The sequence below is a fragment of the Streptomyces sp. NPDC005004 genome (assembly GCF_053600675.1).
Genome location: NZ_JBSGAH010000002.1, coordinates 141,121 through 163,823, shown reverse-complemented (window position 1 = coordinate 163,823; position 22,703 = coordinate 141,121). Strand labels below are relative to the sequence as shown.

Genomic DNA, 22,703 nt, shown 5'->3' with positions numbered 1-22,703 from the left:
CTCAGATCCGGCCGGGTCCGAGCGTGGTGCTTCCCGGCGCGGTGCGGTGACCGAGCCCGGTGCGGTAGGCGTCCAGCGCCGCCTCCGTACGGCCGCTCCGGCGCAGCAGGTCGCCGAGCAGCCGGCACAGATCGGCCAGGTCTCCCGCTGCCCCGGCCCGCTCCAGGAGGCTGAGCGCGCGGACGTAGTGCTCCTCGGCCGCCTCGGTGTCGTGGGCGTCCTCCGCGATGATGCCGAGCAGCCGGTGGGCCGCGGCCGCGTGGACCGCGCCGCGCTCGGAGGAGAAGTCCCCGAGCACCCCGGCCAGCAGCTCGGCGGCGTCACCCGAACTGCCGCGCCGGTGCAGCACGTCGGCCAGCTCGACGGCGACCTGGCTGCGGTAGAGGGCGGCGCGGGTCTCGCCGAGCATGAGCAGCGCCTGCCGCAACTCGTCCTCGGCGCCTGCCAGTTGCCCTGCCTGGGCGCGGACGTAGCCGCGCATCCAGTGGCAGTGCGCCAGTTCGGTGCGCAGCCCGAGCCGGTCGTACAGCTCGGCGGCCGTCGCGAGCGAGGCGTCCGCCTCGGCGTGCCGCCCCTGGGCGAGCAGCGTACGGGCGACCGAGCGGTGGGTGCGGGCGAGCAGCGCGGGGTCGGTCACCCGCGGCGCGAGGGCGAGCGCGGACTCGGCGGCGCGGGCGGCGCGGTGGTGGGCGCCCATGTCCATGTACGGCCCGATGGCGGCGGCGTGCAGCAGCACCAGGGCGTCGGGGTCCTGGGGCACGGCACGGGCGAGTTCGTCGAGGCCCGTCTCCAGCAGGTGCACGGCGTACCTGAGTTCACCGGAGAGGTAGTGGGCGACGGCGCGACCGCGCAGGACCGGGGCGCGGAGCGGGGCGGGCGCGTCCGCGAGCAGGTCCGCGGCGCGCTGGAAGTGGTCGAGGGCGTCGGTCAGTTCACCGGTCTCCAGGGCGCTCTCCCCGAGGCCGAGCAGCGCCGCGGCGCGCTCCGGCGCGAAGCCGCCCTCCCCGTGCCCCTCGGCCTCCGCGAGCAGGGCGGCGAAGCGGGCTCCGGCCTCCTCGGCGGCGCCGTCGTCCAGGGTGCGGCGGGCCTCCGCCAGGCGTCGCCCCAGCCCGTCCGCGACGGCGGCCGGATCCTTCCGCTCGCGCATCGGGCGTCCTCCCCAACTCCCTTGGGCCCCCTTGTCGTTGGGAGCGCGCAGCCCTAGGTTAATCGGCGGCTCACGTGTATCCGACTCGTCACCCGCCGTAGCGAGGTCACCGTGCCCGGACGTACATCGGCCGCCCCTGGACGCACCGGCGCGCACCCTCGCCCCCGGCTGCGCCGGACCGCGGACGACCCTTCCCTCACCCGGGGTGTCGTGGCGGCCGTGGTGGCGGTCGCGGCGCTGGTCGTGGCGGCGAACGCGGGTCCCGCGCCCGCCCCCGACTCCCCCTCCGCGCCGGCGGTCCGCTCCGCTCAGCGGTGACCCAACGCCCGTACGGGCAAGCCGTATTCAAGCGCCGACAGGGGAACTCCGAGTAAAACTGTGGCCAAGGCCAACCACGCCTTTCCCAACAAACAGGCCCAATACACCGGTTGTACGGGAGTGGAATATCTCACCGGCGACGGTTGACACCGAACCGCGCGGCTAGGGTGAGCGCTCCCGGACCGGTGCGGCCCAGGGCCTGTCCCGCAATGCGCGTCGTCGCCCGAAGGGCGTGCGGCGGACGGCAATTGCCGGACAGCCCTGATGCCCACCGCTTGACCGGCGATGGGCGATTCTTTCGGTGGCCCCGGGGTCCGGGCCAGGGGTGGGAGGTCACGGGATGGCGGCGAACAGCCTGCGCGCGGACGAGTTTCCGGCAGGACCCGCGGACCGGTCGAGCGACGAGGGCAAGGGTGCCGCCCGGCCCCGGCGCGGACGCCGCATACTCAAGTGGTCCGCGGCCACCCTCGCGCTGCTGGTCATAGGCACCGCGGGCGCGGGCTACGTCTACTACGAGCACCTCAACGGCAACATCAGGAAGGCCCGGCTCGACCTCGGCGACTCCCCCGTGCCGGCGGCCACCCCGAACGCCCAGGGCCAGACCCCGCTGAACATCCTGCTGATCGGCTCCGACAGCCGGAACACCGCCAAGGACCTCAAGCTCGGCGGCTCCAAGGGCGACGTGGGCCGCCCGCCGCTCGCGGACGTGCAGATGCTGCTGCACCTGTCGGCCGACCGCAGCAACATGTCGGTCGTCAGCCTGCCCCGCGACACCATGATCCCGATCCCCAAGTGCACGGACGCCGACACCAAGAAGGTGTACCCGGCGCTCTCCCTGTCCATGGCGAACGAGTCGCTCGGCCGGGGCGGCCCCGGCTGCACCGTCGCCACCTGGCAGCAGCTCACCGGGGTGCACATCGACCACTTCATGATGGTCGACTTCTCCGGCGTGGTCGCCATGGCGGACGCGATCGGCGGCGTCCCGGTCTGCGTCAAGGAGAACGTCTGGTCGCACACCTCCTCCGGGCACGGCTCGGGCCTGAAGCTGGAGAAGGGCACCCACCCGGTCAAGGGCAAGCAGGCCCTGCAGTGGCTGCGCACCCGCTACGGCTTCGAGGACGGCACCGACATCGGGCGCACCCACGCCCAGCACATGTACATGAACTCGATGGTCCGCCAGCTCCGCGCCAACGCCCGGCTCGGCAACCCCGGCGAGATGCGCGAGCTCGCGGAGGCCGCGACCGACGCGCTCACCGTGGACGACGGGCTCGGCACGGTAAAGAAGCTCTACGACCTGTCGATGGAGCTCCAGAAGGTGCCCACCAAGGGCATCACCATGACCACCCTGCCGACCGTGCAGTGGGCCCAGGACCACAACCGGCTCGTACCCGCACCGAACGACGCCGAACAGCTCATCTCCATGGTCCGCGACGACGACTCGCTGACCTCCCTCGCGGGCACGAAGCCCAAGCCCGACCCCACGTCCACCGACCCGGCCGCGCCGCCCGCCGACATCGCCGTACGGGTCCGCAACGGCACCGGCACCGCCATGGAGGCCCCCGCTCCCCAGCGCGCCTCGGCCATCGCCCAGGTGCTCCAGGCCAAGGGGTTCACCAGCGCCTCGACCGACACCACCCCCGCCGCCGAGCCCGACACCGAGGTGCTCTACCCCGGGCCCGACCAGGAGGGCGACGCCCAGGCGGTGGCCGACGCCCTGCACATCCCGCTGAAGCGGGCCCGTCGGTCGGACGAGGTCCAGGGCGTGACGCTCGTCGTCGGCGAGGACTGGCGCACCGGGGACGTCTTCCCGAAGACCAAGCCGAAGAAGGTCCCGGAGACCGCGGCCGTGCTGAACGGCGAGAAGGCCGACGCCTGCATGGACGTCCAGCCGGGCTTCACCTGGTGACGTCGGCCTGACGTCCCGTCAGCCGCTGGAGCTGCCGCTGCACATGGTCCAGGGCGCCGTCCCTGCGGCCCGGCACCCGGAGCCTCAAGCCGGCCAGAGCGGGTCCCAGTTCACGTGCCCGGGCCGGGTCCTCGATCCGGCCCCACTGGTGGTGGGCGCGGTCGACGGCCGCCTCGACCGCGGGCGCGTCCGGCGCCTGCCCGGCCGCGAGCCGCACCCCGGCCACGTCCAGCCAGGCGCGGCAACTGCGCGCCGGGTCGCCCGCGAACATCGCGAGGTCGGCCCGTACCTCCGCCCAGTGCAGCGCGTCCTCGGAGGCCGGCCCGCGCGCGTGGGCCGCCGCCTGCTGATGGCGGGCGGCCAGCGCGTCCGCCTCCGCGTGCCGGCCCGACCGTACGGCCGCGGTCAGCTCGGCGTGCGGGTCGCCCGCCGGGCGCGGCGGCGCGGTGAGCACCAGGTTCGTGGGCAACTCGTCCGCGATCCGGTCCAGGGCCGCCCGGTGCAGCTCCGGGAGCGGCGGCCGGTGCCCGCTGCGCAGCAGGGTGGCGACGGCCTTCATGTACGTCGGCTGCGCGATCCCGCGCCGGGCGGCCGACGGCGCGATCCGGCCGTACACCTCGCTGCCGCGGCCGGAGTCCAGCGGGTGCGCGAGCAGATGGGTCCAGGTCTCGGCGTCCGCGTGCAGATCCGCGACGAGCGTGGTGGCCCCGGCCGGGCGCAGCCGCAGTTCCTCCCTGATCCAGTGCCAGGGCAGCGCGGTGTAGCGCACGGTGGCCGCCGTGGTGCGGGCCAGGGCGAGATGGGGCAGGTGCTGGCGGCGGTCGAGGTGCAACTGCCCGGTGACGTACACCGTCAGCGGTCCGGGCGCGGCCGCGGCGGCGCGCAGCCTGGTCAGCACGGCCTGGGGGTCCAGCGGATCGGCCAGTTCGACCACGTTCGCGGTCTCGGTGCCGGACAGCACCGCCGGTGCGACGGCGGCCAGTATCGGCAGCACCCCTGCCGCGTCCACCTGCCGTCCCCTCCCCAGCGGCGCGGCCGCCAGCAACAGCACGGTTCCGGGCATCGCGCCTCCCCTGTTCGCCCTGACTCCAGCGAGCACCGTAACCGGTGGGACGGCCGGGGCACGCCGGGGACGGGGAAGGTACCCCCTGGAGAGGCGGGGCGAGCGGCGGGACTTCGCCTAGTCCGACGTGTCGGGCATCCGCCGTACCGCGAACACCGTGGTGTCGTCGGCCAGCCGTCCCCGGGTGTGCCGCAGCACCCCGTCCCGCACGGTCCGCACCAGCCGTCTCGGCGCCGCCCGCCCCGGATCCCGGGCGAGGGCCCGGTCCAGCTCGCGTACGAGGGTGTAGAACTCGCCGCGCCGGTCGCGGGCCTCGGTGACGCCGTCGGTGACGACGAGAAGGGTCTCGTCGGGGTGGAGTTCGGGGGCGAGGGCTTCCGCCGGGACCTGTGCGGGGAGGTCGGCCGAGGGGAGGTCCGCCGCGCCGCCGGCCAGGCCCTCCGTCAGATGGCCGAAGCCGATCGGGAGGCGTTCGGTGCCGGGAAGGGGGCGTACGCCGCGCGGGCCGACGGCGAGGGGTGCCTCGTGGCCGAAGTTGATGATCTCGACGGTGTCGCCCTCGCGCTGCGGGAAGCTCAGCAGGACGGCGGTGGCGAACCGCTCGCCGTCGTAGCGGCCGAGCGCGGCGGTGTGGCCGCGGTGGCGGTACATGCGGGTCTCCAGCCGGTCCGCGACGGTCGCGAGGTCGGGCTCGTGGTACGCCGCCTCGCGGAACGTGCCGAGCAGCGCCGCCGCCGTCTCCACCGCGCCGAGCCCCTTGCCCTGCACGTCACCGACGAGGACCCGGGTGCCGTGCGGGCCCGGCTGGATGTCGTAGAAGTCGCCGCCCACCCGCGCGTCGGTGTCGGCGGCGAGGTACACCCCCGCGTGCTCCAGGCCGGCCCACCCCGGCGGCAGCGGCCGCAGCACCGTTCGGCGCGTCGTCTCCGCGATGTCCCTCATGTGCCCCTCGCGCCGCTCCCGGCCGGCCCGCGCCTCCGCGGCGATCACGGCCAGCGCGCCGCCGAGCGCGACCAGCACGAAGTCGGCGTTCCCGGCCCGGTACTGGTTCGGGTACACCGTGTCCACGGCGACGTACGTGACCAGCGACAGCAGGGCGAACACGACGGTCGTCCCCACCCCGCACAACGCGGCCGCGATGCTCGGCACCAGGACGATCCAGGAGACGATCCGGAACTGCTCACTGGTGAGGAGATCGACCGCCGCGATGCCCATGAGCAGCAGCAACGGCACCAGCCACGCCACGTCGCAGTCGCCGACACGGAACCACTCCCGCTGCCGCTTCCGGCGGTCGATCCGCTCCACGAGGCCCTCTCCGTCACGAACCCGTCCGCGACAGGGCGGCCGGACCCTCCGTGGCTTCAGCGAAACACGCAGGCACGCCCCGCGCATCCGGGCCACGGGACGGACCGGCGCCCGCCGAGTTGCCGCGCCGCCGCCCCCGGTGTGATCTGGAGTGTGGGGCGACATCAGACGACGTCACGCGATGTCCCGCGCGATGTCAGGCGAGAGGAGCGCTCTCATGGCTCACGCGGCACCCGCACCCGGCGCGCGGACCGGCGGCGCCCGTACCTCCGGCGCGGACGAGGGAGACCGGCTCCGCACCGGTCCGACGCCCGACGTGTTCGACGCCCGCGCCCACCGGATGCTCAGGATCGTCGTACCGGTGCTGCTGGCACTGATCTACGGCTACTGGGCGGCCGCCAACCGGCGTTCCGGCGGCCCCGTCACCGGCTGGAACCTGCTCTTCGGGTTCCTCACCGCGCTCGTCTTCGCGGTGGTGCTCATCGCGCTGCTCACCCTGGCGCCCCGGCTGCCCCGCGAACTGCACGCCGCCGCCTGGACGGTGTTCGTCGGCTGCTCGTTCGGCTTCCTCTACAGCCAGACCGGCGCCTCGATCTACCGCTCGGTGGGCAACTCGATCGCGATCGGGGTGGTGACGTTCATCGTGTTCTTCTACCGCTTCTACACCCGCGAGGACGCCACCGGACACCGCGTCCACTGACCCCGCGCCGACCCCGTGGACCCCGGCCCGCCCGGCCGGGGTCCACGCGTCGCGCGCCCACCCGTCCGGCGCAACCCTCCGCCGGGGAACCCATCCGGATTCCCCCGTACGCCCGCCCCCGCTCGCGCGCCGCCCCCGGCACCCCTTGCCTGGAAGGGTGTCCCCTCGTTTCCGGAGCGTCGTGTCGGCCGCGCTGATCGCGCTGGCCTGTCTCCTCGTGCCGTTCGGCGCCTCGGCGGCCTGGGCGGCGTACACGCTCACCGACACGGGCCGCTACGTCACCACCATGGCCCCGCTCGCCGCCGACCCGGACGTACGGGAGGCCATCGCCCGGGCGGTGGGGGACGGCATCCTGCGCGAGGCGGACCAGCGCATGGACATGACCCCGGTACGCGCCTCGGTACGGCCCTTCGTGCGCGACGCGGTCCGCTCCTTCACCCACACCCGCGCCTTCCGGCTGGCCTGGGACACCGGCAACCGGATCACCCACGACGCGGTGCTGCGCGCCCTGCGCGACGAGGACCCGACCGCCGGGGCCCCCGGCGCCGCCGTCACCGTCGACCTCGCCCCCGTCACCGCCCGGGTCAAGCAGCAGCTCACCCAGGACCACGTCCCGCTCGCCGCCCGCATCCCGGTCCAGCACACCGTCGTACCGGTGCTCCCGGCGGGTGACCTGACCCGGTTCCGCAAGGGGTACCACATGCTGGAAGTCGCCGGTTTCTGGCTGCCGGTGGCGGCCGTCGTGTTCGCCTCCGCCGGGATCGCGCTGGCCGTCCACCGCCGCCGCGCCATCGTCGCGACCTCGCTCGGCACGGCCCTCGGCGGCGCCATCCTCGCCCTCGCCCTCACCGTCGGCCGCGCCCTCACCCTGGCCGACCTCCCGCCCGACGTCCCCCACCCGGTCGCCGCCGCCGTCTACGACACCCTCACCGCCACCCTGCGCACGGTCTCCTGGCTCCTGCTCACCCTCGGTGTGACGGTGGCCCTGACGACCTGGTTGACCCGGCGCCGGGCGCGGCCGGAGGAGCCACGGAAGCCGGAGGCGAGAGGACGCAAAGACCGGGACAGACGCCCCGACTCCGTGCAGGAGGACGGGCGGGCACAGGTCTGAGCGCCGAGCGCTGTCAGTGACCGGCTCTACCGTGCGCCCCATGAGGCACTGGATAAACGGCCCCCTCGGCTGGATACACGGCCGCCCGCCCGGCGACGAGGAGACCAACGTCGTCTTCTTCCGCGGCACCACCCTGGACGCGCTCACCCGCGGCCTGCTCGCCCAGCACCGGCGCCCCCGGGCGTACGCCAAGGGCGACGACTGGGGTGTCCTGATGCACGACATGCTCGCCTGGGACTGCGCGGACTCCGGCGACTACGGCGACGCCGACTACGCCGCCCTGTGCCCGTCCGGCGCCGAACTGGCGGTCTTCGTCACCGAACCCTGCGCCGCCAAGGCCCACGGCCCCTCCTTCGCGTACTACCGCGACGGCCGCCCGCACACCGCCTTCAGCTTCGAGTCCCCCACCGACGGAGTCGGCCCCGCCCCGGACCACTTCCTGCCCGCCCTCACGGAGGCGGACGGGAACGGCGGCGACCGCGAGGAACGCCTGGTGGAGGCGATCACCCGCTTTCTCGGCCTGCCCGAGCTGGAACTCCCCTAACGGCCGCGCCGGGCCCCTCCGCCGCGATCCGCGCCAACACCCCCAGTGCCCGCACCAGCTCCCCCTCCGACACCGAGCCGAGGCCGAGGCGTACCGCGTCCGGGGTGTGCGAGGGCGCCGCGGCGAAGGCCGTGCCCGGCGTGATCGCGATGCCCCGGGCGCGGGCCGCCGCCGTGAAGGTGTCCGCGCGCCAGGGGGCGGGGAGGGGCCACCAGGTGAAGCAGGAGGCCGGCGCGGAGACGAGCGGGACGCCGGACAGAGCCTCGGCGGTGAGCAGTTGGCGGTGCCGGGCGTCCGTCCGCTTGGCCGCCGTCAGCCGGTCCACCGTCCCGTCGGTGATCCACCGCACCGCCGCCTCCAGGGCGAGTGAACCCGCGCTCCAGCCGCCGGACCGCACCGCCCGCGCCACCTCGCCGGCCCGCGCGGGCGGTACGGCGGCGAAACCGACCGTGAGGCCGGGGGCGATCCGCTTGGACAGGCTGTCGACGAGGTGGCCGAGTCCGGGGAGGAGGGACGTGAACGGCGGCTCGTCGCCCTCGTGGAGGAAGGACCACACCCGGTCCTCCACCACCGGTATCGCCAAGTCGGTGATCACCTCGGCCAGTTCGGCTCGTCGCCCCGCGTCCAGCGTCCGCGAGGTCGGATTGTGCAGCGTCGGCTGGAGGTAGAGCGCCGCCAGGGGAGCCGAACGGTGGGCGGCCGCGAGGGATGCGGGGAGGGGGCCGCGTTCGTCCGTGGCGAGCGGTACGAGCGTGCCGCCCAGTCGGGCCGCCACCTCTCTCACCGGCGGATACGTCAGCGGTTCGACGCCGATCCGGTCGCCGGGGCGGACCAGGGAGGCGAGGGTGGCGGCGATGGCCTGGCGGGCGTTTCCGGTGAAGACGATGCCGTCGGGGTCGAGGCCGGGGGCGGGGGAGCCCAGCAGTGCGGCGAACGCGTCCCGCGCCGCTTCCGTTCCGGCCGCAGGGGCGGGCAGACGCAGCACCTCGGAGAGGGCGTCGGGGCGCAGCAGTTCGGTGAGGACGGGGGACAGCAGCTCCGACTGGCCGTCCGCACACGGGTAGTTCAGCTCCAGGTTCACCGTCGCGGGACCGCAGGACGCCTCCGTCAGCGCACGCCCGGGCTGGCCGTCCGGCGCCGTGGCGCGCACGAAGGTGCCCCGGCCGACCTCGCCCACGACCAGCCCCCGGCGGGCGAGTTCGCCGTAGACCCGCTCGGCGGTGGACGCGGCGATGCCGTGACGACGGGCGAACGCCCTTTGCGGAGGCAGACGCTGACCGGTCCGCAGGCGTCCCCGTGCGATGTCGGCGGCGATCCGGTCGGCGATGCGGTGGTAGTCGTCCACAACTCCCCCTGTTCAGCGTGACGTTCACATTGCACCGAGGGCAAAGATTTCATTGCACCGAGTCGGCGGCGACTCCTAGGGTCGATTCCATGCCGCCCTTCCTCGCATACGACGACAAAGGCCCCGAGAACGGTCGCCTCCCGCTCGTCCTCGTCCACGGCCACCCCTTCGACCGCACGATGTGGGCCCCGCAGTTCGCGGAGTTCTCCGCCGGGCGCCGGGTGATCGTCCCCGATCTGCGCGGGTACGGCGCCTCCCCGGTGACCCCCGGCACGGTCACGCTCTCCCGGCACGCGCGCGACATCGAGAGCCTGCTCGACCACCTCGGCGCGAGCGTCTTCGTGCTCGCCGGACTCTCCATGGGCGGCCAGATCGCCATGGAGTGCGCGGGGCGGTTCGGCGCCCGCGTCCGGGGGCTCGTCCTCGCGGACACCTTCCCCGAGCCCGAGACCCCCGAGGGCGTACGGGCCCGGCACGCCATGGCCGGCCGGCTGCTCGCGGAGGGCATGTCCGGGTACGCCGACGAGGTGCTGGAGCGGATGGTCGCGCCGTACGCCGAGCCCGGGGTCAAGGCGCACGTGCACCGGATGATGACCGGCACGGACCCCGAGGGCGCCGCCGCCTCCCTGCGCGGTCGCGCGGCCCGCCCCGACTACCGGCCGCTGCTCGCCCGGCTCACCACGCCCGCCCTGGTGGTGACCGGCGCAGACGACACGTACACCCCGGTCGCGGACGCGGAGGCCATGCACGCGGCGCTCACGGAATCCCGCCTGCACGTAGTCCCCGGCGCGGCCCATCTGCCGAACCTGGAGCGCCCCGAGGAGTTCAACCGGGTGCTGGGGGCGTTCCTGGAAGAGGTGGACGGGGTGACCGCCGAGGCGCGGTGAGCGGCGCACGGGGGGCTCATCGGGCGAAGCGACCATAATGGGCGCATGTCCCGAGAGTTCCCGATCGGCCTCACCCCTCCCGACTGGCTGGTACGGAACCTCCGCGCGCAACCCGCGCCGGTCAACTGGGCCGCCGTCGCCCGGGCCTCCGTCGCGCTGGCGCTGCCGCTGGCGATCGGGTTCGCGGTGGGGCAGCCCGCGTACGGCGCGCTCGCCTCCATGGGCGCGCTCAACGGCGTCATCGGCGACACCGCCGACGCCTACCGGATGCGGGTCATCACCATCGCCGTGCCCCAGCTCACCGGCGCGGTCGGCGTCATCCTCGGCACGCTCGTCTTCGGACAGGGCTGGGCGGCGGTCGGCGTGGTCACCGCCGTCGCGCTGGTCTCCGGGATGATCTCGACCATCGGCACGGTGGCCTCCGTGTCCGGACTGCTGCTCCTGCTCAACTGCGTCGTCGGCGCCGGTCTGCCACTGCCCCGCCCCTGGTGGCTCGCGCCGCTGCTGATGACCGGCGGCGGACTGCTGGTCCTGGCACTCGCCCTGCTCGCCTGGCCGCTGCGTGCCGGGGTGCCCGAACGCGGCTCCGTCGCCCTCGGCTACCGCAAGGTCGCCGACCTCCTGGCCGCCTGCGGCGGACCCCCGGAGCAGTACGTCGTCGCCCGCTTCGACGTCACCCGCGCGCTGAACCAGGCGTACGACGTCCTCCTCGGCCACCGCGCCCTGCACCACGCGCGCAGCCCGGAACTCACCCGGCTGCTCGCCCAGTTGAACGCGATCACGCCGGTCGTCGAGGCGGCGCCCGCCGTCGACCTCACCGGCAAACCGCTGCCGCCGGAGTTCCCCGACACGGTACGGCGCCTGGCCGACGACGTGGCGGCGGGCCACACCGGCCGGCTGAACCTGCCCGAGCTGCCCCCGCCGACCACGGCTTCCGCCCGCGCCCTCGACCACGCGCTGCGGCACACCGCCGAGGTGGTCGCGGCGCCGGACGTGGACCCGCTCGGCGCGGACGACCACTCCGTACCCCTGCGCTCGCGCGGCGCACGGGCCGCGCGCAACGTCCTGCAGTCCGCCAACTCCTGGCGCTACGGCCTGCGTCTGGCCCTGTGCATCGGCATCGCGCAGGCGCTGGTCTCCCTCGTCCCCGTACCGCGCTCGTACTGGGTCGCCCTGACCATCACCTTCGTCCTCAAGCCCGACTTCGGGTCGGTCTTCTCCCGCGCGCTGCTGCGGGCGCTGGGCACGGTGGTGGGCCTGGTCATCGCGGCGGCGATCCTGGCCGAAGTGCCGCTCGGCTGGTGGGACGTGCCGGTGATGATGGTGCTGGGCCCGCTGGTCCCGGCCCTCACCCCGCGCGGCTACGGCTACCAGACCGCCGCGATCACCCCGGTGATCCTGCTCCTCTCCGACATCCTCAACCACCAGGGCGTCGACCTGCTCCTGCCCCGGCTCCTCGACTCCCTGATGGGCTGCGGGATCGCGCTCGTCGTCGGGTATCTGCTGTGGCCGGAGAGCTGGCACAGCCGGGTGGGCGACCGGTTGGCGGACGCGGTGGCCGACACGGCGGCCTACGTCGAGGCGGCGTTCGGCCCGGGCACGGCGCCCGCCGCCCGCACCCGGATGCGGCGCCGGCTGTACCGCGATCTGTCCACCATCCGGACGGAGTTCCAGCGCGCCCTCACCGAACCGCCCCCCACCGGACGCCGTGCGGCCGCCTGGTGGCCGCTGGTGGTGGCGGTGGAACGCATCGTCGACGCGACGACCGGAGCCCGGGTCCGCGTCCTCCACGGCGCTCCTCCGCCCTCCCCCGTGGAGGTCCAGCACGTCGCCCGCCAACTCCGTGAACTGGCCGAATCCGTACGGCGGACCGACACCCTCACGGCAGTGCGCACCGACCTCACCGGACCCTCCGAGAGCGTCCTCGAGCCCCTGCGCCAAGAGGTCGCCGCCGCCCGCGCGATCGCGACACCCCACTGACGACACCCCGGGTGCGGCCGGAACCCGTGCCTCAGGGCCGCTAACCTTACGTGTCCGTCCTGGCCAGCGATCGGCATCAACTCACGCGAAGGGTTGCGCACATGGGCATTCTCACTCTCCTGAGGAACGCGTTCGGCCGCCGCAAAGAGCGTCCCACCGAACCAGAGAATGCCCCCACCGTCCCGGAACCCCGCGAACACGAACTGGTTTCCGCGGCGTTCGACGACGTGACGGTCCCGCGCCAGCAGGCATCGGAGCCGGCCGGGGCGGAGGCCCGGGGGGCGGCTGCGTCGGGCGAGTCGACGATTGCGGCGGAGCCGGAGCCGGAGCAGGCCACGGCCGCAGAGGCGACGGTCACGGCGGAGCCGAACGAGGCTGCCGCCGCGGAGACGGCTGTTGCAGCCGAGCCGGAGAAGACCGAGGCGGCCGAGGCAGAGGTTGCGACCGAGTCGCACGAAGCCGAGGCAGCGGACACGGCGGTTACGGCGGAGAAGGCTGCGGAGCCGGTCGAATCGCCGGTCACGGCGGCGCCGGACGAGGCCGAGACCGCTGAGGCGGCGGTTACGGCGGACCACGGTCAGCCCGAGGTCACCGAGGCGTCGTTGGCCGCGGTGGAGTCGAACGAGGCCGAGGTCACGGAGGCTGCGGCGGCGGAGCGCGCGCCCGAGGTCGCCGGGCAGCGTGCCGAGACCGAGGCGGCGGCGCCGGCCGAGTCCCGCGAGACCGAGGACGCAGAGGCCACGGTCACGGCCGAGGAGAGCGAGCAGCGGGCCGAGACCGAGGCGCCGGAGCCCCAGGCCGAGGCAGCCCCGGCCGAGCCGATTGAGCCCGAGGTGCCCGAGCAGCGGGCGGAGCCGGAGACCACCGAGGTCGCTGAGCCGCAGGCGGAGGCCGAGGCGACGGCACCGGAGACCCCCGAGGCCACGGCACAGGTCCCCGCGCAGCGCACGGAGATCGAGGCGAGCGAACTCGACATCACGGTGGTGTCCGAGACGCCGGCCGCGGAGGCACAGCCGGAGAACGAGCCGGCGGCCGAAGCGACGCCGACCGCTCCCACGGCGCCGGTGACGCCGTCGGCGGAAGCCACCCCGGCCCCCGAGCCGGAGACCGACGCTCAGCCCGAGCCGGCCCAGGACGCGCGGCCGGAGGCCGCCCCGGAGGCCCAGCCCGAGCCCGCCGAAGAGCCGCACCCCACGCCGGCCGAAGCCACGACGGCACCCGAAGCCATCACCGAGCCCGAGGCCACCCCGGACCCGGCGGCCGCCGACGGCGAGACCGCCCCGCAGGGGCCACCCGCACCCGACGACGAAGGCCGCACGGACGGCGCGGGTGGGCACCGGACCCCCGCCGAAGGCGAAGCCGAGGCGGACCAGCCCCAGCCGGCCCCCGCCGACGGCACCCCCGCCGCCACCGCCCTCGCGAAAGCCGGCCTCGCCGGCACCCCCGCACAGACGTACCTCGTCCTGGACCGCTCCGCGAGCATGCGCCCGTACTACAAGGACGGCTCAGCCCAGGCCCTGGCCGACCAGACCCTCGCCCTCGCGACGGAGCTGGACGAGACCGACCCCACCCTCCACGTCGTCTTCTTCTCCACGGAAGTGGACGGCACCACGGACCTCACCCCCGACACCACGCAGACCGTCGACGAGGTGCACGCCGCCCTCGGCCGCATGGGCCGTACCAGCTACCACGCCGCCGTGGAAGCCGTACTCGCCCATTACGACAAGCACCACACCCCCGCCGACAAGGCCCTCGTGATCTTCCAGACGGACGGTGCCCCGGACGCGAAGACCCCCGCCACCCAGGCCCTGACGAACGCCGCGAAGACGCACCCCAACGTCTTCTTCTCCTTCGTCGCCTTCGGTGAGCACGACAACAAGGCCTTCGACTACCTCCGCAAGCTGAAGACCCCGAACACGTCCTTCTTCCACGCGGGCCCCACCCCTCGCGAGCTGACGGACACCGAGCTGTACGAGGGCGTCCTGGCAGGCTGGCGCCCGTAAGGGACCCCGCAGCCCCCGGAAGCGCCGTGTGCCGCCCGCGTCCACCCCGTAAAACGGGAGGCGGGCGGCATACACACGTCGGCTACGATTTCAAGGTTCGTACCCGTAGCGACCTGGGAGCAGCCCCCGATGGCTCGACACCTCATCACCAGCGCCCTTCCGTACATCAACGGGATCAAGCACCTGGGCAACATGGTGGGGTCCATGCTCCCGGCGGACGTGTACTCCCGGTACCTCCGCCAGCGCGGCCACGACGTCCTGTACATCTGCGCGACCGACGAGCACGGCACCCCCGCCGAGCTGGCCGCCAAGGAGCGGGGCCTCGCGGTGGACGAGTTCTGCGCGCAGGCGCACGACGCGCAGAAGGCGGTCTACGACGGCTTCGCCCTCGCCTTCGACTACTTCGGCCGCAGCTCCTCCGCCGAGAACCGCGACATCACCCAGCACTTCGCCCGGAAGCTGAACGAGAACGGCTTCATCGAGGAGCGGGCGATCCGCCAGGTCTACTCGCCGGCCGACGGCCGCTTCCTGCCGGACCGCTACGTGGAGGGCACCTGCCCGCACTGCGGCTACGACAAGGCCCGCGGCGACCAGTGCGAGAACTGCACCCGCGTGCTGGACCCGACCGACCTGATCAATCCGCGTTCCGCGATCTCCGGCTCCACGGACCTGGAGGTCCGCGAGACCAAGCACCTCTTCCTGCTGCAGTCCAAGCTCCAGCACGAGGTCGAGGAGTGGGTGGCCCGGCACGAGCAGGACTGGCCGCAGCTCGCCTCCTCCATCGCCCGCAAGTGGCTGACCGAGGGCCTGCACGACCGCGCGATCACCCGTGACCTGGACTGGGGCGTGCCGGTCCCGGCGGACACCTGGCCGGAGCTGGCCGCCGAGGGCAAGGTCTTCTACGTCTGGTTCGACGCCCCGATCGAGTACATCGGCGCGACGAAGGAGTGGGCGGACCAGGACCCCGAGAACCGCGACTGGAAGTCCTGGTGGTACGAGGCGGACGACACCGTCCGCTACACGCAGTTCATGGCGAAGGACAACGTCCCGTTCCACACGGTGATGTTCCCGGCGACCGAGCTGGGCGTGCGCGAGCCGTGGAAGAAGGTCGACTACGTCAAGGCGTTCAACTGGCTGACGTACTACGGCGGCAAGTTCTCCACCTCGCAGAAGCGGGGCGTCTTCACCGACCAGGCGCTGGACATCCTGCCCGCCGACTACTGGCGCTACTTCCTGATCGCCAACGCCCCCGAGTCGGACGACTCGTCCTTCACCTGGGAGCACTTCACCGCGACGGTCAACAAGGACCTGGCGGACACGCTGGGCAACTTCGTCAACCGCGTCCTGTCCTTCTCCAAGAAGCGCTTCGGCGACGAGGTCCCGGCGGGCGGCGAGCCCGGCGAGGCGGAGGCGCGCCTGGGCGAGGAGATCGCCGGGCTGCTCGCGGAGTACGAGACCCAGATGGAGGCGCTCCAGTTCCGCAAGGCGGCCTCCGCCCTGCGCGCCCTGTGGTCGGCCGGAAACTCCTACCTGGAGGAGAAGGCCCCCTGGCTGGAGATCAAGACCGACAAGGACGGCGCGGCCCTCACCCTGCGCACCGCGATGAACCTGATCCACCTCTACTCGGTGGTCTCCGAACCCTTCATCCCGGCGTCCTCGGCGGCGATGCGCGCGGCCTTCTCCCTCCCGGACGACACCGCCACCTGGGTCACCCAGGAAGAGGCCAAGTCCCTCACCGCCGTCCCCGCCGGCACCCCCTTCACCGTCCCCCCGGTCCTGTTCGCCAAGCTGACGGACGAGGACCTGGAGACGTACAAGGAGCGCTTCGGCGGCACGGAAGGCTGACACCCCTCCCACGGCGCCGGCCCCTCGGGGTCGGCGCCGTCGCATGTCCCGACGCCTGCGTGAACGTTCCCGAGATCCCCGCGCCCGTCTTCGAGGCGCTGGCATCCCCTTTCCCGAGAAGGCGGCCACGCCGCTTCGTACATCGGTCAGTTCTTGGACAGCGCCCTCGGGACGACTCCCGCGGGCGGCAAGTGGAGCAACACCATGTCGTTCGTCAGCTACTTTCCCGGCCGAGGCACTCTGCTGGAGCCTACGTTCAACGAAGGGGAGGCGATGGGAGAGGCGAAGGGCGTGCTGCGGGTGCTGGAAGTGCGCGGCGTCCCGGTCCCGGACGATGTCCGCGAGCAGATCACCGCCTGCACCGACCTGGCCCGCGTGAGCGAATGGCTCGACCGTGCCGGGACCGTCGAACGGGCCGAGGATCTCCTCACCGACACCCCGGAGGCACCGGAGTCGGTCTGACCGGGGTCGGTTCTGGCAGAGTACGGGTGCCGTGAGCATCATCGAGACCCACGAGCGCCTCTTGGCCGACGTCGTCAGTGCGGGGAGCCCGTACGGGCTGGTGCTGGCCGGAGGGTATGCGCTGGAGGCGCACGGGGTGGTGGGCCGGAGGCACGGGAACCTCGACTTCGCCACCGAGAGCGGCGAGACGATGGAGGGGGTTGTCCGCGGGCTCGCGGCCGCGCTCGAGGCTCGGGGGCGGGGGGTGCGGGCCGGGGCCGTAGGGGTGCTCACCGGTCAGCTCGTCGTCGGTGATCCGCGGAGCGGGGAGGACGTCGACCTCGCGCTGCACAAGGAAGCCTTCTGGCAGCCGCCCGAGCTGACCCCCTACGGACCCGCCCTCTCGCTCGCGGACGCCGTGGGTACGAAGATCCGCGCGCTGTACGACCGGGGAGCCGCCGTGGACCTGATCGACGCCCGCGCCGCCGCCGGGCACTACTCGCTGCCCGAACTGGAGGAACTGGGCCGCAGGCACGCCCACGACGCCTTCGACCTCCCCACCCTCCAGTCCCGCCTCACCGGCACCGACTTCTACTCCGACTTCGAGTTCCTCCGTTACGGCCTCCCCCGTGAAGAGGTCGGCCCCCTGCGCACCTGGGCCCAGCACTGGTCCGACGACATCGCGGAACGGCTGCTGGAGGACGGCGCCTCTCCGGACGAGGGCGAGGACGAGGACGAGGAATAGAAACGGCCCGGCTCCCCTGAGGGACCGGGCCGTCTCACACGCACCGCCTGCTACTTCGGCTGCGGCTTCCTGATCTCCAGGTGCAGCTCGCGCAGCCGGGACTCGTCCAGCTCGGTCGGCGCGCCCATCATGAGGTCCTGGGCGTTGCCGTTGAGCGGGAAGGCGATCGTCTCGCGGATGTTGGGCTCGTCCGCGAGGAGCATGACGATGCGGTCGACGCCGGGGGCGATGCCGCCGTGCGGCGGGGCGCCGAAGCGGAACGCGCGGAGCATACCGGCGAACTTGTCCTCGACCGTGTCACGGTCGTAGCCCGCGATCTCGAAGGCCTTGAGCATGATCTCGGGCTCGTGGTTCCGGATCGCGCCGGAGGACAGCTCGACGCCGTTGCAGACGATGTCGTACTGCCAGCCCAGGATGTCCAGCGGGTCCTGGGTCTCCAGGGCCTCCAGGCCACCCTGCGGCATCGAGAACGGGTTGTGGGAGAAGTCGAGCTTCCCCGTCTCCTCGTCCCGCTCGTACATCGGGAAGTCGACGATCCAGCAGAAGCGGAAGACGCCGTCCTCGAACTGGCCCGCGCGCTTGGCCGCCTCGACGCGCACCGCGCCCATGATCTTGGAGACCTCGTCGAACTCGCCCGCGCCGAAGAACACCGCGTGGCCGGGGGCCAGCGACAGACGCTTGGTCAGCTCGGCGACGTTCTCCTCGGTGAGGAACTTGGCGATCGGGCCGGTGAGCGAACCGTCCTCGCCGACGCGGACCCAGGCCAGGCCCTGCGCGCCCTGCGAGACGGCGAACTCGCCGAGACCGTCGAAGAACTTGCGGCTCTGGCCCGCGACGTCCGGCACCGCGAGGGCGCGCACGTGCTTGCCCGCGAACGCCTTGAACGCCGACCCCTCGAAGACGTCGGTGATGTCGACGAGCTCCAGCTTGGCGCGCAGGTCCGGCTTGTCGGAGCCGTACTTGAGCATCGCCTCGCGGAACGGGATGCGCGGGAACGGCGAGGTGACGTGACGGCCGCCCCCGAACTCCTCGAACAGCTCGGTCATGAGCTTCTCGATCGGCTGGAAGACGTCCTCCTGCTCGACGAAGCTCATCTCGACGTCGAGCTGGTAGAACTCGCCCGGCGAACGGTCGGCGCGGGCGTCCTCGTCGCGGAAGCAGGGCGCGATCTGGAAGTACCGGTCGAAGCCGGAGATCATCAGGAGCTGCTTGAACTGCTGCGGCGCCTGCGGCAGGGCGTAGAAGCGGCCCGCGTGGACGCGCGAGGGCACGACGTAGTCGCGGGCGCCCTCGGGGGAGGTGGCGGAGAGGATCGGCGTCGCCATCTCGTTGAAGCCCATCGCGGACATCTTCTGGCGCATGGCGGAGATGACCGCCGTGCGCAGCATGATGTTGCGGTGCATCCGCTCACGGCGCAGGTCCAGGAAGCGGTACTCCAGGCGCCGCTCCTCGTTCACGCCGTCCTCGGCGTTGATCGTGAAGGGCAGCTGGGCCGCGGCGCCGAGCAGCTCGACCTCCGTGACCTCGACCTCGATCTCGCCGGTGGGCAGATCGGGGTTCACGTTCTCGGTTCCACGTGAAACAACGCGGCCGTCGACGCGGACCGTGGACTCCTTGGAGAGCTTGTCCAGGGCCTCGTAGGCGGGGGTGCCGGGGCGGGCGACCAGCTGCGTGATGCCGTAGTGGTCACGCAGATCGATGAAGAGGATGCCGCCCAGGTCGCGACGATTGTGCAGCCAGCCACTCAGCCGGACGTCGGTGCCGACGTCAGAGGCGCGGAGCTGGCCGCAGGTGTGGGACCTGTACCGATGCATCGTCGTTCATCGTCCTTTGCGCTTCGGGTCTGCCGGGGTTGCTCTCCCCGGCGAGAACGGGCACGGGGCCCGGACCCATCAAGGGTACCGGGCACCCCAAGATCGGCTCCCCACCATTACCGTCCGCCGATCCTCGGTGGCAGTTCCGGGTCACCTCTTCTTAAAGTGGGGCAATGCGCACAGGCGAGTCACTTCCGTCCACCGGGAACATCCTCGCCGCCCTCGCGACGGGGCTGTGGCACTGGGACACGGCGACGGCACTGGTCACCGTGGACGCGGAGGCGGCGCGGCTGCTCGGGCTCCCCGCACGGCCCACCACCCTCACCGAGGACGAGACCCGCGCCCGGCTGCACCCCGCCGACTGGAACGAGATCATCGGGGTGGTGCCGCTCGCGGTGGCCGAGGGCACCCTGGCCGAGGTGCGCATCCGGATCATCGACGAGCGGGGGAACGTGCTGCGCACGGTGCGCAGCCGCTCCAAGCCGTCGTACGACCGCGAACGGCGCGCGTACGAACTGATCGGCACCCTTCAGGAGGTGACCGAGCCCGCGCCGGGCACGTCGTCGGCGCGCAGCGCGGTCACCGGGGACTGGCGGCGCTCGCGTGAGGCGTTCCTGCTGGACGCGGGCCGGGCGCTGGCGGAGGCGCGCTCCACGGAGGAGGTGCTGCGGGTCGCGGCCGGGCTGTCGATGCCGGGGTTCTCGCCGGACGGCCTCGCGGTGTTCGGGGTGCAGGGCGAGCGACTGACGATCATCGGCCACCACGGCTACATACCCGGCGACGACGGCCCCTTCGCCCATATGCCGCTGAGCACCGACTATCCGGCCGCCGAGGTCGTGCGCACCGGCCGCGCCGTCTATCTCTCCTCGCCCGGCGACTACCGCGACCGCTATCCGGCCACCTGGCCGCTGGCCGCGCAGTTCGGGCGCCGCTCGTGGGCGTTCCTGCCGCTGACGGCGGGCGGACACACGATGGGCGCCTGGATGGCGGCGTTCAGCTATCCGGTGGCGTTCACCCCGGACGAGCGGGCCGTACTGACCACGGTGGCCCGGATGCTCGCACAGGCGCTGTCGCGGGCGAGCGCCGCCGAGACCCAGCGGGAGCTGACCGAGGGACTCCAGCGCTCCATGCTGCCCTCGCTGATCGCCGGGATACCCGGCATGAACGTGGCCGCCCGCTACATACCGACCGGCGGCGGCCTCCAGGTCGGCGGCGACTGGTACGACATGATCCCGCTGCCCGGCGGGGCCACCGGGCTCGGCACCGACGGCGAGAGGTTCGCGCTGGTCATCGGGGATGTGCAGGGGCACGACGTACGGGCGGCGGGGCTGATGGGCCAGTTGCGCATCGCCCTGCGTGCCTATGCCGCCGAGGGACACCGGCCGGACGCGGTGCTCTCCCGGGCCTCCCGCTTCCTGCACGGCATCACGCACGACGACGACCTGGCCCATCTGCGCTTCGCGACCTGCCTCTACGCGGAGGCCGACGCGGCGACGGGCCGGCTGGAGGTCGCCCGGGCCGGGCATCCCGACCCGGTGATCCGGATGGCGGACGGCACGGTGATGACGCGGCCGACGGCGGGCGGGCCGCCGCTGGGCGTCGACCCGGACGCCGACTATCCGACGACGGCGTTCGTCCTTGAGCCGGGCGAGACGATGATGCTGTGCACCGACGGGCTGATCGAGACCGGCGGCCACGACATGGAGAGCGGCTGGCGGCGCGTGCGCGCGATCCTGGAGGAGCACGCCGTTCCGGACGACGACCGTGAGCACGGTCTGGAGGAGCTGGCGGACGCGCTGGTGCAGGGCGTGCACGGGCCCTCCTCCCACCACACCACCGGTCCGCTGACCGACCGGCGCGAGGACGACATCGCGGTCCTGCTGCTGTACCGGGGCGGCGAGCACGAGCGGGAGGAGGCGGCCGTCGCGCGCGCCCGGGTGCGCAGCACCCTGCTCTCGGTCGCGCAGGACGAGCCCGAGCGGATCGCGGAGGCCCGGCAGTATCTGCGCGAGCTGCTGCACGACTGGGCCTCCCCGGACCAGGTGGACTCGGCGGTGCTGCTGGTCTCCGAGCTGTGCACCAACGTGCTCGTGCACACCGACGCGGACGCGCTGCTGCTCGCCGAGATCTTCGGACGGAGCGGGGCGCGCCGGCTGCGGGTGCAGGTCACCGACACCGGCGACGACCTGCCGCACAAGCGGCGCCCGGGTGAGCTGGCCTCCTCGGGGCGCGGCCTGGTGCTGATGGAGCTGCTGGCCGACGCGTGGGGGGTGGAGCCCCAGGGGAAGGGCAAGAGCATCTGGTTCGAGCTGTACGAGAGGGACGGGGAGGGCGGGGACGGCGGGGCGGGCGGCGACGAGGTGGCCGCGGACTGGGGCCTGTCGGACCAGCTCCAGCCGTCGGACCCGCTCTAGTCGGACCCGGTCGGGGAGGGGTCGCCGTACCGCGTCCGCAGCTCGCCCACGACTCCGAAGAACGCCGCCGTGAGCGGCACCGCCAGCAACATGCCGAGGATGCCGGCGACCGAGGCCCCTGCGGTGATCGTCAGCATCACCACGGCGGGGTGCATCTGGACGGTACGGCTCTGGATGGCGGGCTGGAGCACGTGCCCTTCCAGGACCTGTACGGCGAGGACGACCCCGAGCGCCCACAGGGCGATGACGAAGCCGCGGTCCGCGAGCGCGACCAGGACGGAGACCGCGCCGGAGAGGAAGGCGCCGAGGTAGGGGATGTAGGCGCTGACGAAGACGAGCGCGCCCAGTCCGACCGCGCCGGGGACGCGCAGGATCAGCAGGCCGATGGTGATGCAGACGGCGTCGATGAGCGCGATGAGCGTCGTGCCGCGCATGAACCCCTCGACCGCCTCGAAGGCCCGGCGGGCCATGGCCTCCAGCAAGTCGGCGGTGTCACCGGGGGCGAGGGTGCGCAGGGCCTTGAGGGCGCGGTGGGAGTCGCGCAGGAAGAAGAAGACGAGGAGCAGGGCGAGGACGGCGATGGCGATGGTCTCGCCGACGATGCTGACGCCGCTGATGACGTTGGAGACCGCCGTGCCGCCGAACTTCTCCAGCAGTTTGCGGGAGTTGGCGGCAAGGTCGTCCAGTCCCGTTCCGGTGGCTCCGAAGTGCCGGGCGACCGCGTTGGCGGCGTCCCTGAGCGAGGCGATGATCTGGTCGCCGGTGTCCACGAGGGCGGCGACGACGATGTAGACGGCACCGCCGACCACGGCGACGACTGCCACGCAGGTCAGGGCGGCGGCGAGGCTGGCGTTCAGCTTGGCCCGGACCATCCAGCGGTACAGGGGTCCGAGGAGGGCGGTGCCGAGGAGCGCGAGCAGGACGGGTACGACCGCTGTGCGCAGCTCGCCGCAGAGGCGAATGCCCACCCAGCCGACCCCGGCGACGAGGAGCAGCACGACGCACCAGGCCGCGAAGCGGCGGACGGGGTCGGGCAGCAGCGGCACCTGTTCAGCGGATCATGAGCTGGGCTCGGCTGTCCTGCTGCGGCGGGCCGGGTGGGTGAGGCGCCGTCCCGCCACGCACCGCCCCAGGG

18 protein-coding genes are annotated in these 22,703 nt (G+C 73.0%); 12 read left to right on the top strand and 6 right to left on the bottom strand.

Annotated elements, in window-relative coordinates:
* Position 1: 1 nt before the first annotated feature.
* Positions 2-1,147, bottom strand: coding sequence for a tetratricopeptide repeat protein (locus tag ACWEEU_RS03055; RefSeq protein WP_385744963.1), 1,146 nt, complete (start codon positions 1,145-1,147; stop codon positions 2-4).
* 111 nt (positions 1,148-1,258) lie between these two features.
* On the opposite strand from ACWEEU_RS03055, the gene ACWEEU_RS03050 reads away from it, so the two are divergent.
* Together ACWEEU_RS03050 and ACWEEU_RS03045 are read left to right on the top strand one after the other, a co-directional pair.
* Entirely contained in the window at positions 1,259-1,465 is a 207-nt protein-coding gene (locus ACWEEU_RS03050) for a hypothetical protein (RefSeq protein WP_451727842.1), read from the top strand.
* A 340-nt stretch (positions 1,466-1,805) separates the two neighbouring features.
* Positions 1,806-3,371 carry an LCP family protein gene (locus ACWEEU_RS03045; protein WP_385744966.1) on the top strand — a complete coding sequence of 522 codons (1,566 nt, stop codon included), beginning with the start codon at positions 1,806-1,808 and terminating at the stop codon, positions 3,369-3,371.
* Here the strand turns inward: ACWEEU_RS03045 and ACWEEU_RS03040 are convergent.
* Positions 3,361-4,434 carry a hypothetical protein gene (locus ACWEEU_RS03040; protein WP_385744968.1) on the bottom strand — a complete coding sequence of 358 codons (1,074 nt, stop codon included), beginning with the start codon at positions 4,432-4,434 and terminating at the stop codon, positions 3,361-3,363. The genes ACWEEU_RS03045 and ACWEEU_RS03040 overlap by 11 nt on opposite strands.
* Positions 4,435-4,551: 117 nt before the next feature.
* Positions 4,552-5,739, bottom strand: coding sequence for a PP2C family protein-serine/threonine phosphatase (locus ACWEEU_RS03035; protein WP_451727838.1), 1,188 nt, complete (start codon positions 5,737-5,739; stop codon positions 4,552-4,554).
* A 217-nt stretch (positions 5,740-5,956) separates the two neighbouring features.
* On the opposite strand from ACWEEU_RS03035, the gene ACWEEU_RS03030 reads away from it, so the two are divergent.
* From ACWEEU_RS03030 to ACWEEU_RS03020, 3 genes are all read left to right on the top strand, one after another.
* The gene (locus ACWEEU_RS03030; RefSeq protein ID WP_451727835.1) at positions 5,957-6,439 is read left to right on the top strand and encodes a hypothetical protein; all 483 of its coding nucleotides are present in this window, start codon (positions 5,957-5,959) and stop codon (positions 6,437-6,439) included.
* Between the two features lie 157 nt (positions 6,440-6,596).
* Complete coding sequence (locus ACWEEU_RS03025) at positions 6,597-7,550, top strand: hypothetical protein (protein ID WP_451727833.1); 954 nt, start codon at positions 6,597-6,599, stop codon at positions 7,548-7,550.
* A gap of 40 nt (positions 7,551-7,590) precedes the next feature.
* Complete coding sequence (locus ACWEEU_RS03020) at positions 7,591-8,094, top strand: hypothetical protein (protein WP_385744977.1); 504 nt, start codon at positions 7,591-7,593, stop codon at positions 8,092-8,094.
* Here ACWEEU_RS03020 and ACWEEU_RS03015 read toward each other — a convergent pair.
* Complete coding sequence (locus ACWEEU_RS03015) at positions 8,054-9,439, bottom strand: aminotransferase-like domain-containing protein (protein ID WP_451727830.1); 1,386 nt, start codon at positions 9,437-9,439, stop codon at positions 8,054-8,056. The genes ACWEEU_RS03020 and ACWEEU_RS03015 overlap by 41 nt on opposite strands.
* 89 nt (positions 9,440-9,528) lie before the next feature.
* Here ACWEEU_RS03015 and ACWEEU_RS03010 point away from each other — a divergent pair, with 89 nt between their 5' ends.
* From ACWEEU_RS03010 to ACWEEU_RS02985, 6 genes are all read left to right on the top strand, one after another.
* Positions 9,529-10,326, top strand: a complete 798-nt coding sequence (locus ACWEEU_RS03010) for an alpha/beta fold hydrolase (protein ID WP_385744981.1) — start codon at positions 9,529-9,531, stop codon at positions 10,324-10,326.
* Between the two features lie 45 nt (positions 10,327-10,371).
* Positions 10,372-12,306 (top strand): FUSC family protein, encoded by a 1,935-nt coding sequence (locus tag ACWEEU_RS03005; protein ID WP_385744983.1) that lies wholly within the window; start codon positions 10,372-10,374, stop codon positions 12,304-12,306.
* 101 nt (positions 12,307-12,407) lie between these two features.
* A complete protein-coding gene (locus tag ACWEEU_RS03000) occupies positions 12,408-14,309 on the top strand; it encodes a VWA domain-containing protein (RefSeq protein ID WP_451727827.1) in 1,902 nt (633 codons plus the stop codon).
* Between the two features lie 129 nt (positions 14,310-14,438).
* Positions 14,439-16,154 (top strand): methionine--tRNA ligase, encoded by a 1,716-nt coding sequence (metG, locus tag ACWEEU_RS02995; protein ID WP_451727824.1) that lies wholly within the window; start codon positions 14,439-14,441, stop codon positions 16,152-16,154.
* Between the two features lie 273 nt (positions 16,155-16,427).
* Complete coding sequence (locus ACWEEU_RS02990) at positions 16,428-16,616, top strand: hypothetical protein (RefSeq protein ID WP_451727821.1); 189 nt, start codon at positions 16,428-16,430, stop codon at positions 16,614-16,616.
* 31 nt (positions 16,617-16,647) lie between these two features.
* Positions 16,648-17,340 (top strand): hypothetical protein, encoded by a 693-nt coding sequence (locus ACWEEU_RS02985; RefSeq protein WP_451727818.1) that lies wholly within the window; start codon positions 16,648-16,650, stop codon positions 17,338-17,340.
* A gap of 50 nt (positions 17,341-17,390) precedes the next feature.
* On the opposite strand, the gene aspS is transcribed toward ACWEEU_RS02985, so the two are convergent.
* Positions 17,391-19,154 (bottom strand): aspartate--tRNA ligase, encoded by a 1,764-nt coding sequence (gene aspS, locus ACWEEU_RS02980; protein ID WP_385744993.1) that lies wholly within the window; start codon positions 19,152-19,154, stop codon positions 17,391-17,393.
* 173 nt (positions 19,155-19,327) lie between these two features.
* Between aspS and ACWEEU_RS02975 the strand changes: the two genes are divergently transcribed.
* Positions 19,328-21,568, top strand: coding sequence for a SpoIIE family protein phosphatase (locus tag ACWEEU_RS02975; RefSeq protein ID WP_451727815.1), 2,241 nt, complete (start codon positions 19,328-19,330; stop codon positions 21,566-21,568).
* Here ACWEEU_RS02975 and ACWEEU_RS02970 read toward each other — a convergent pair.
* On the bottom strand, positions 21,565-22,614 hold the full coding sequence (locus tag ACWEEU_RS02970; protein WP_451727812.1) for an AI-2E family transporter: 1,050 nt from the start codon (positions 22,612-22,614) through the stop codon (positions 21,565-21,567). The genes ACWEEU_RS02975 and ACWEEU_RS02970 overlap by 4 nt on opposite strands.
* Between the last annotated feature and the right edge of the window lie 89 nt (positions 22,615-22,703).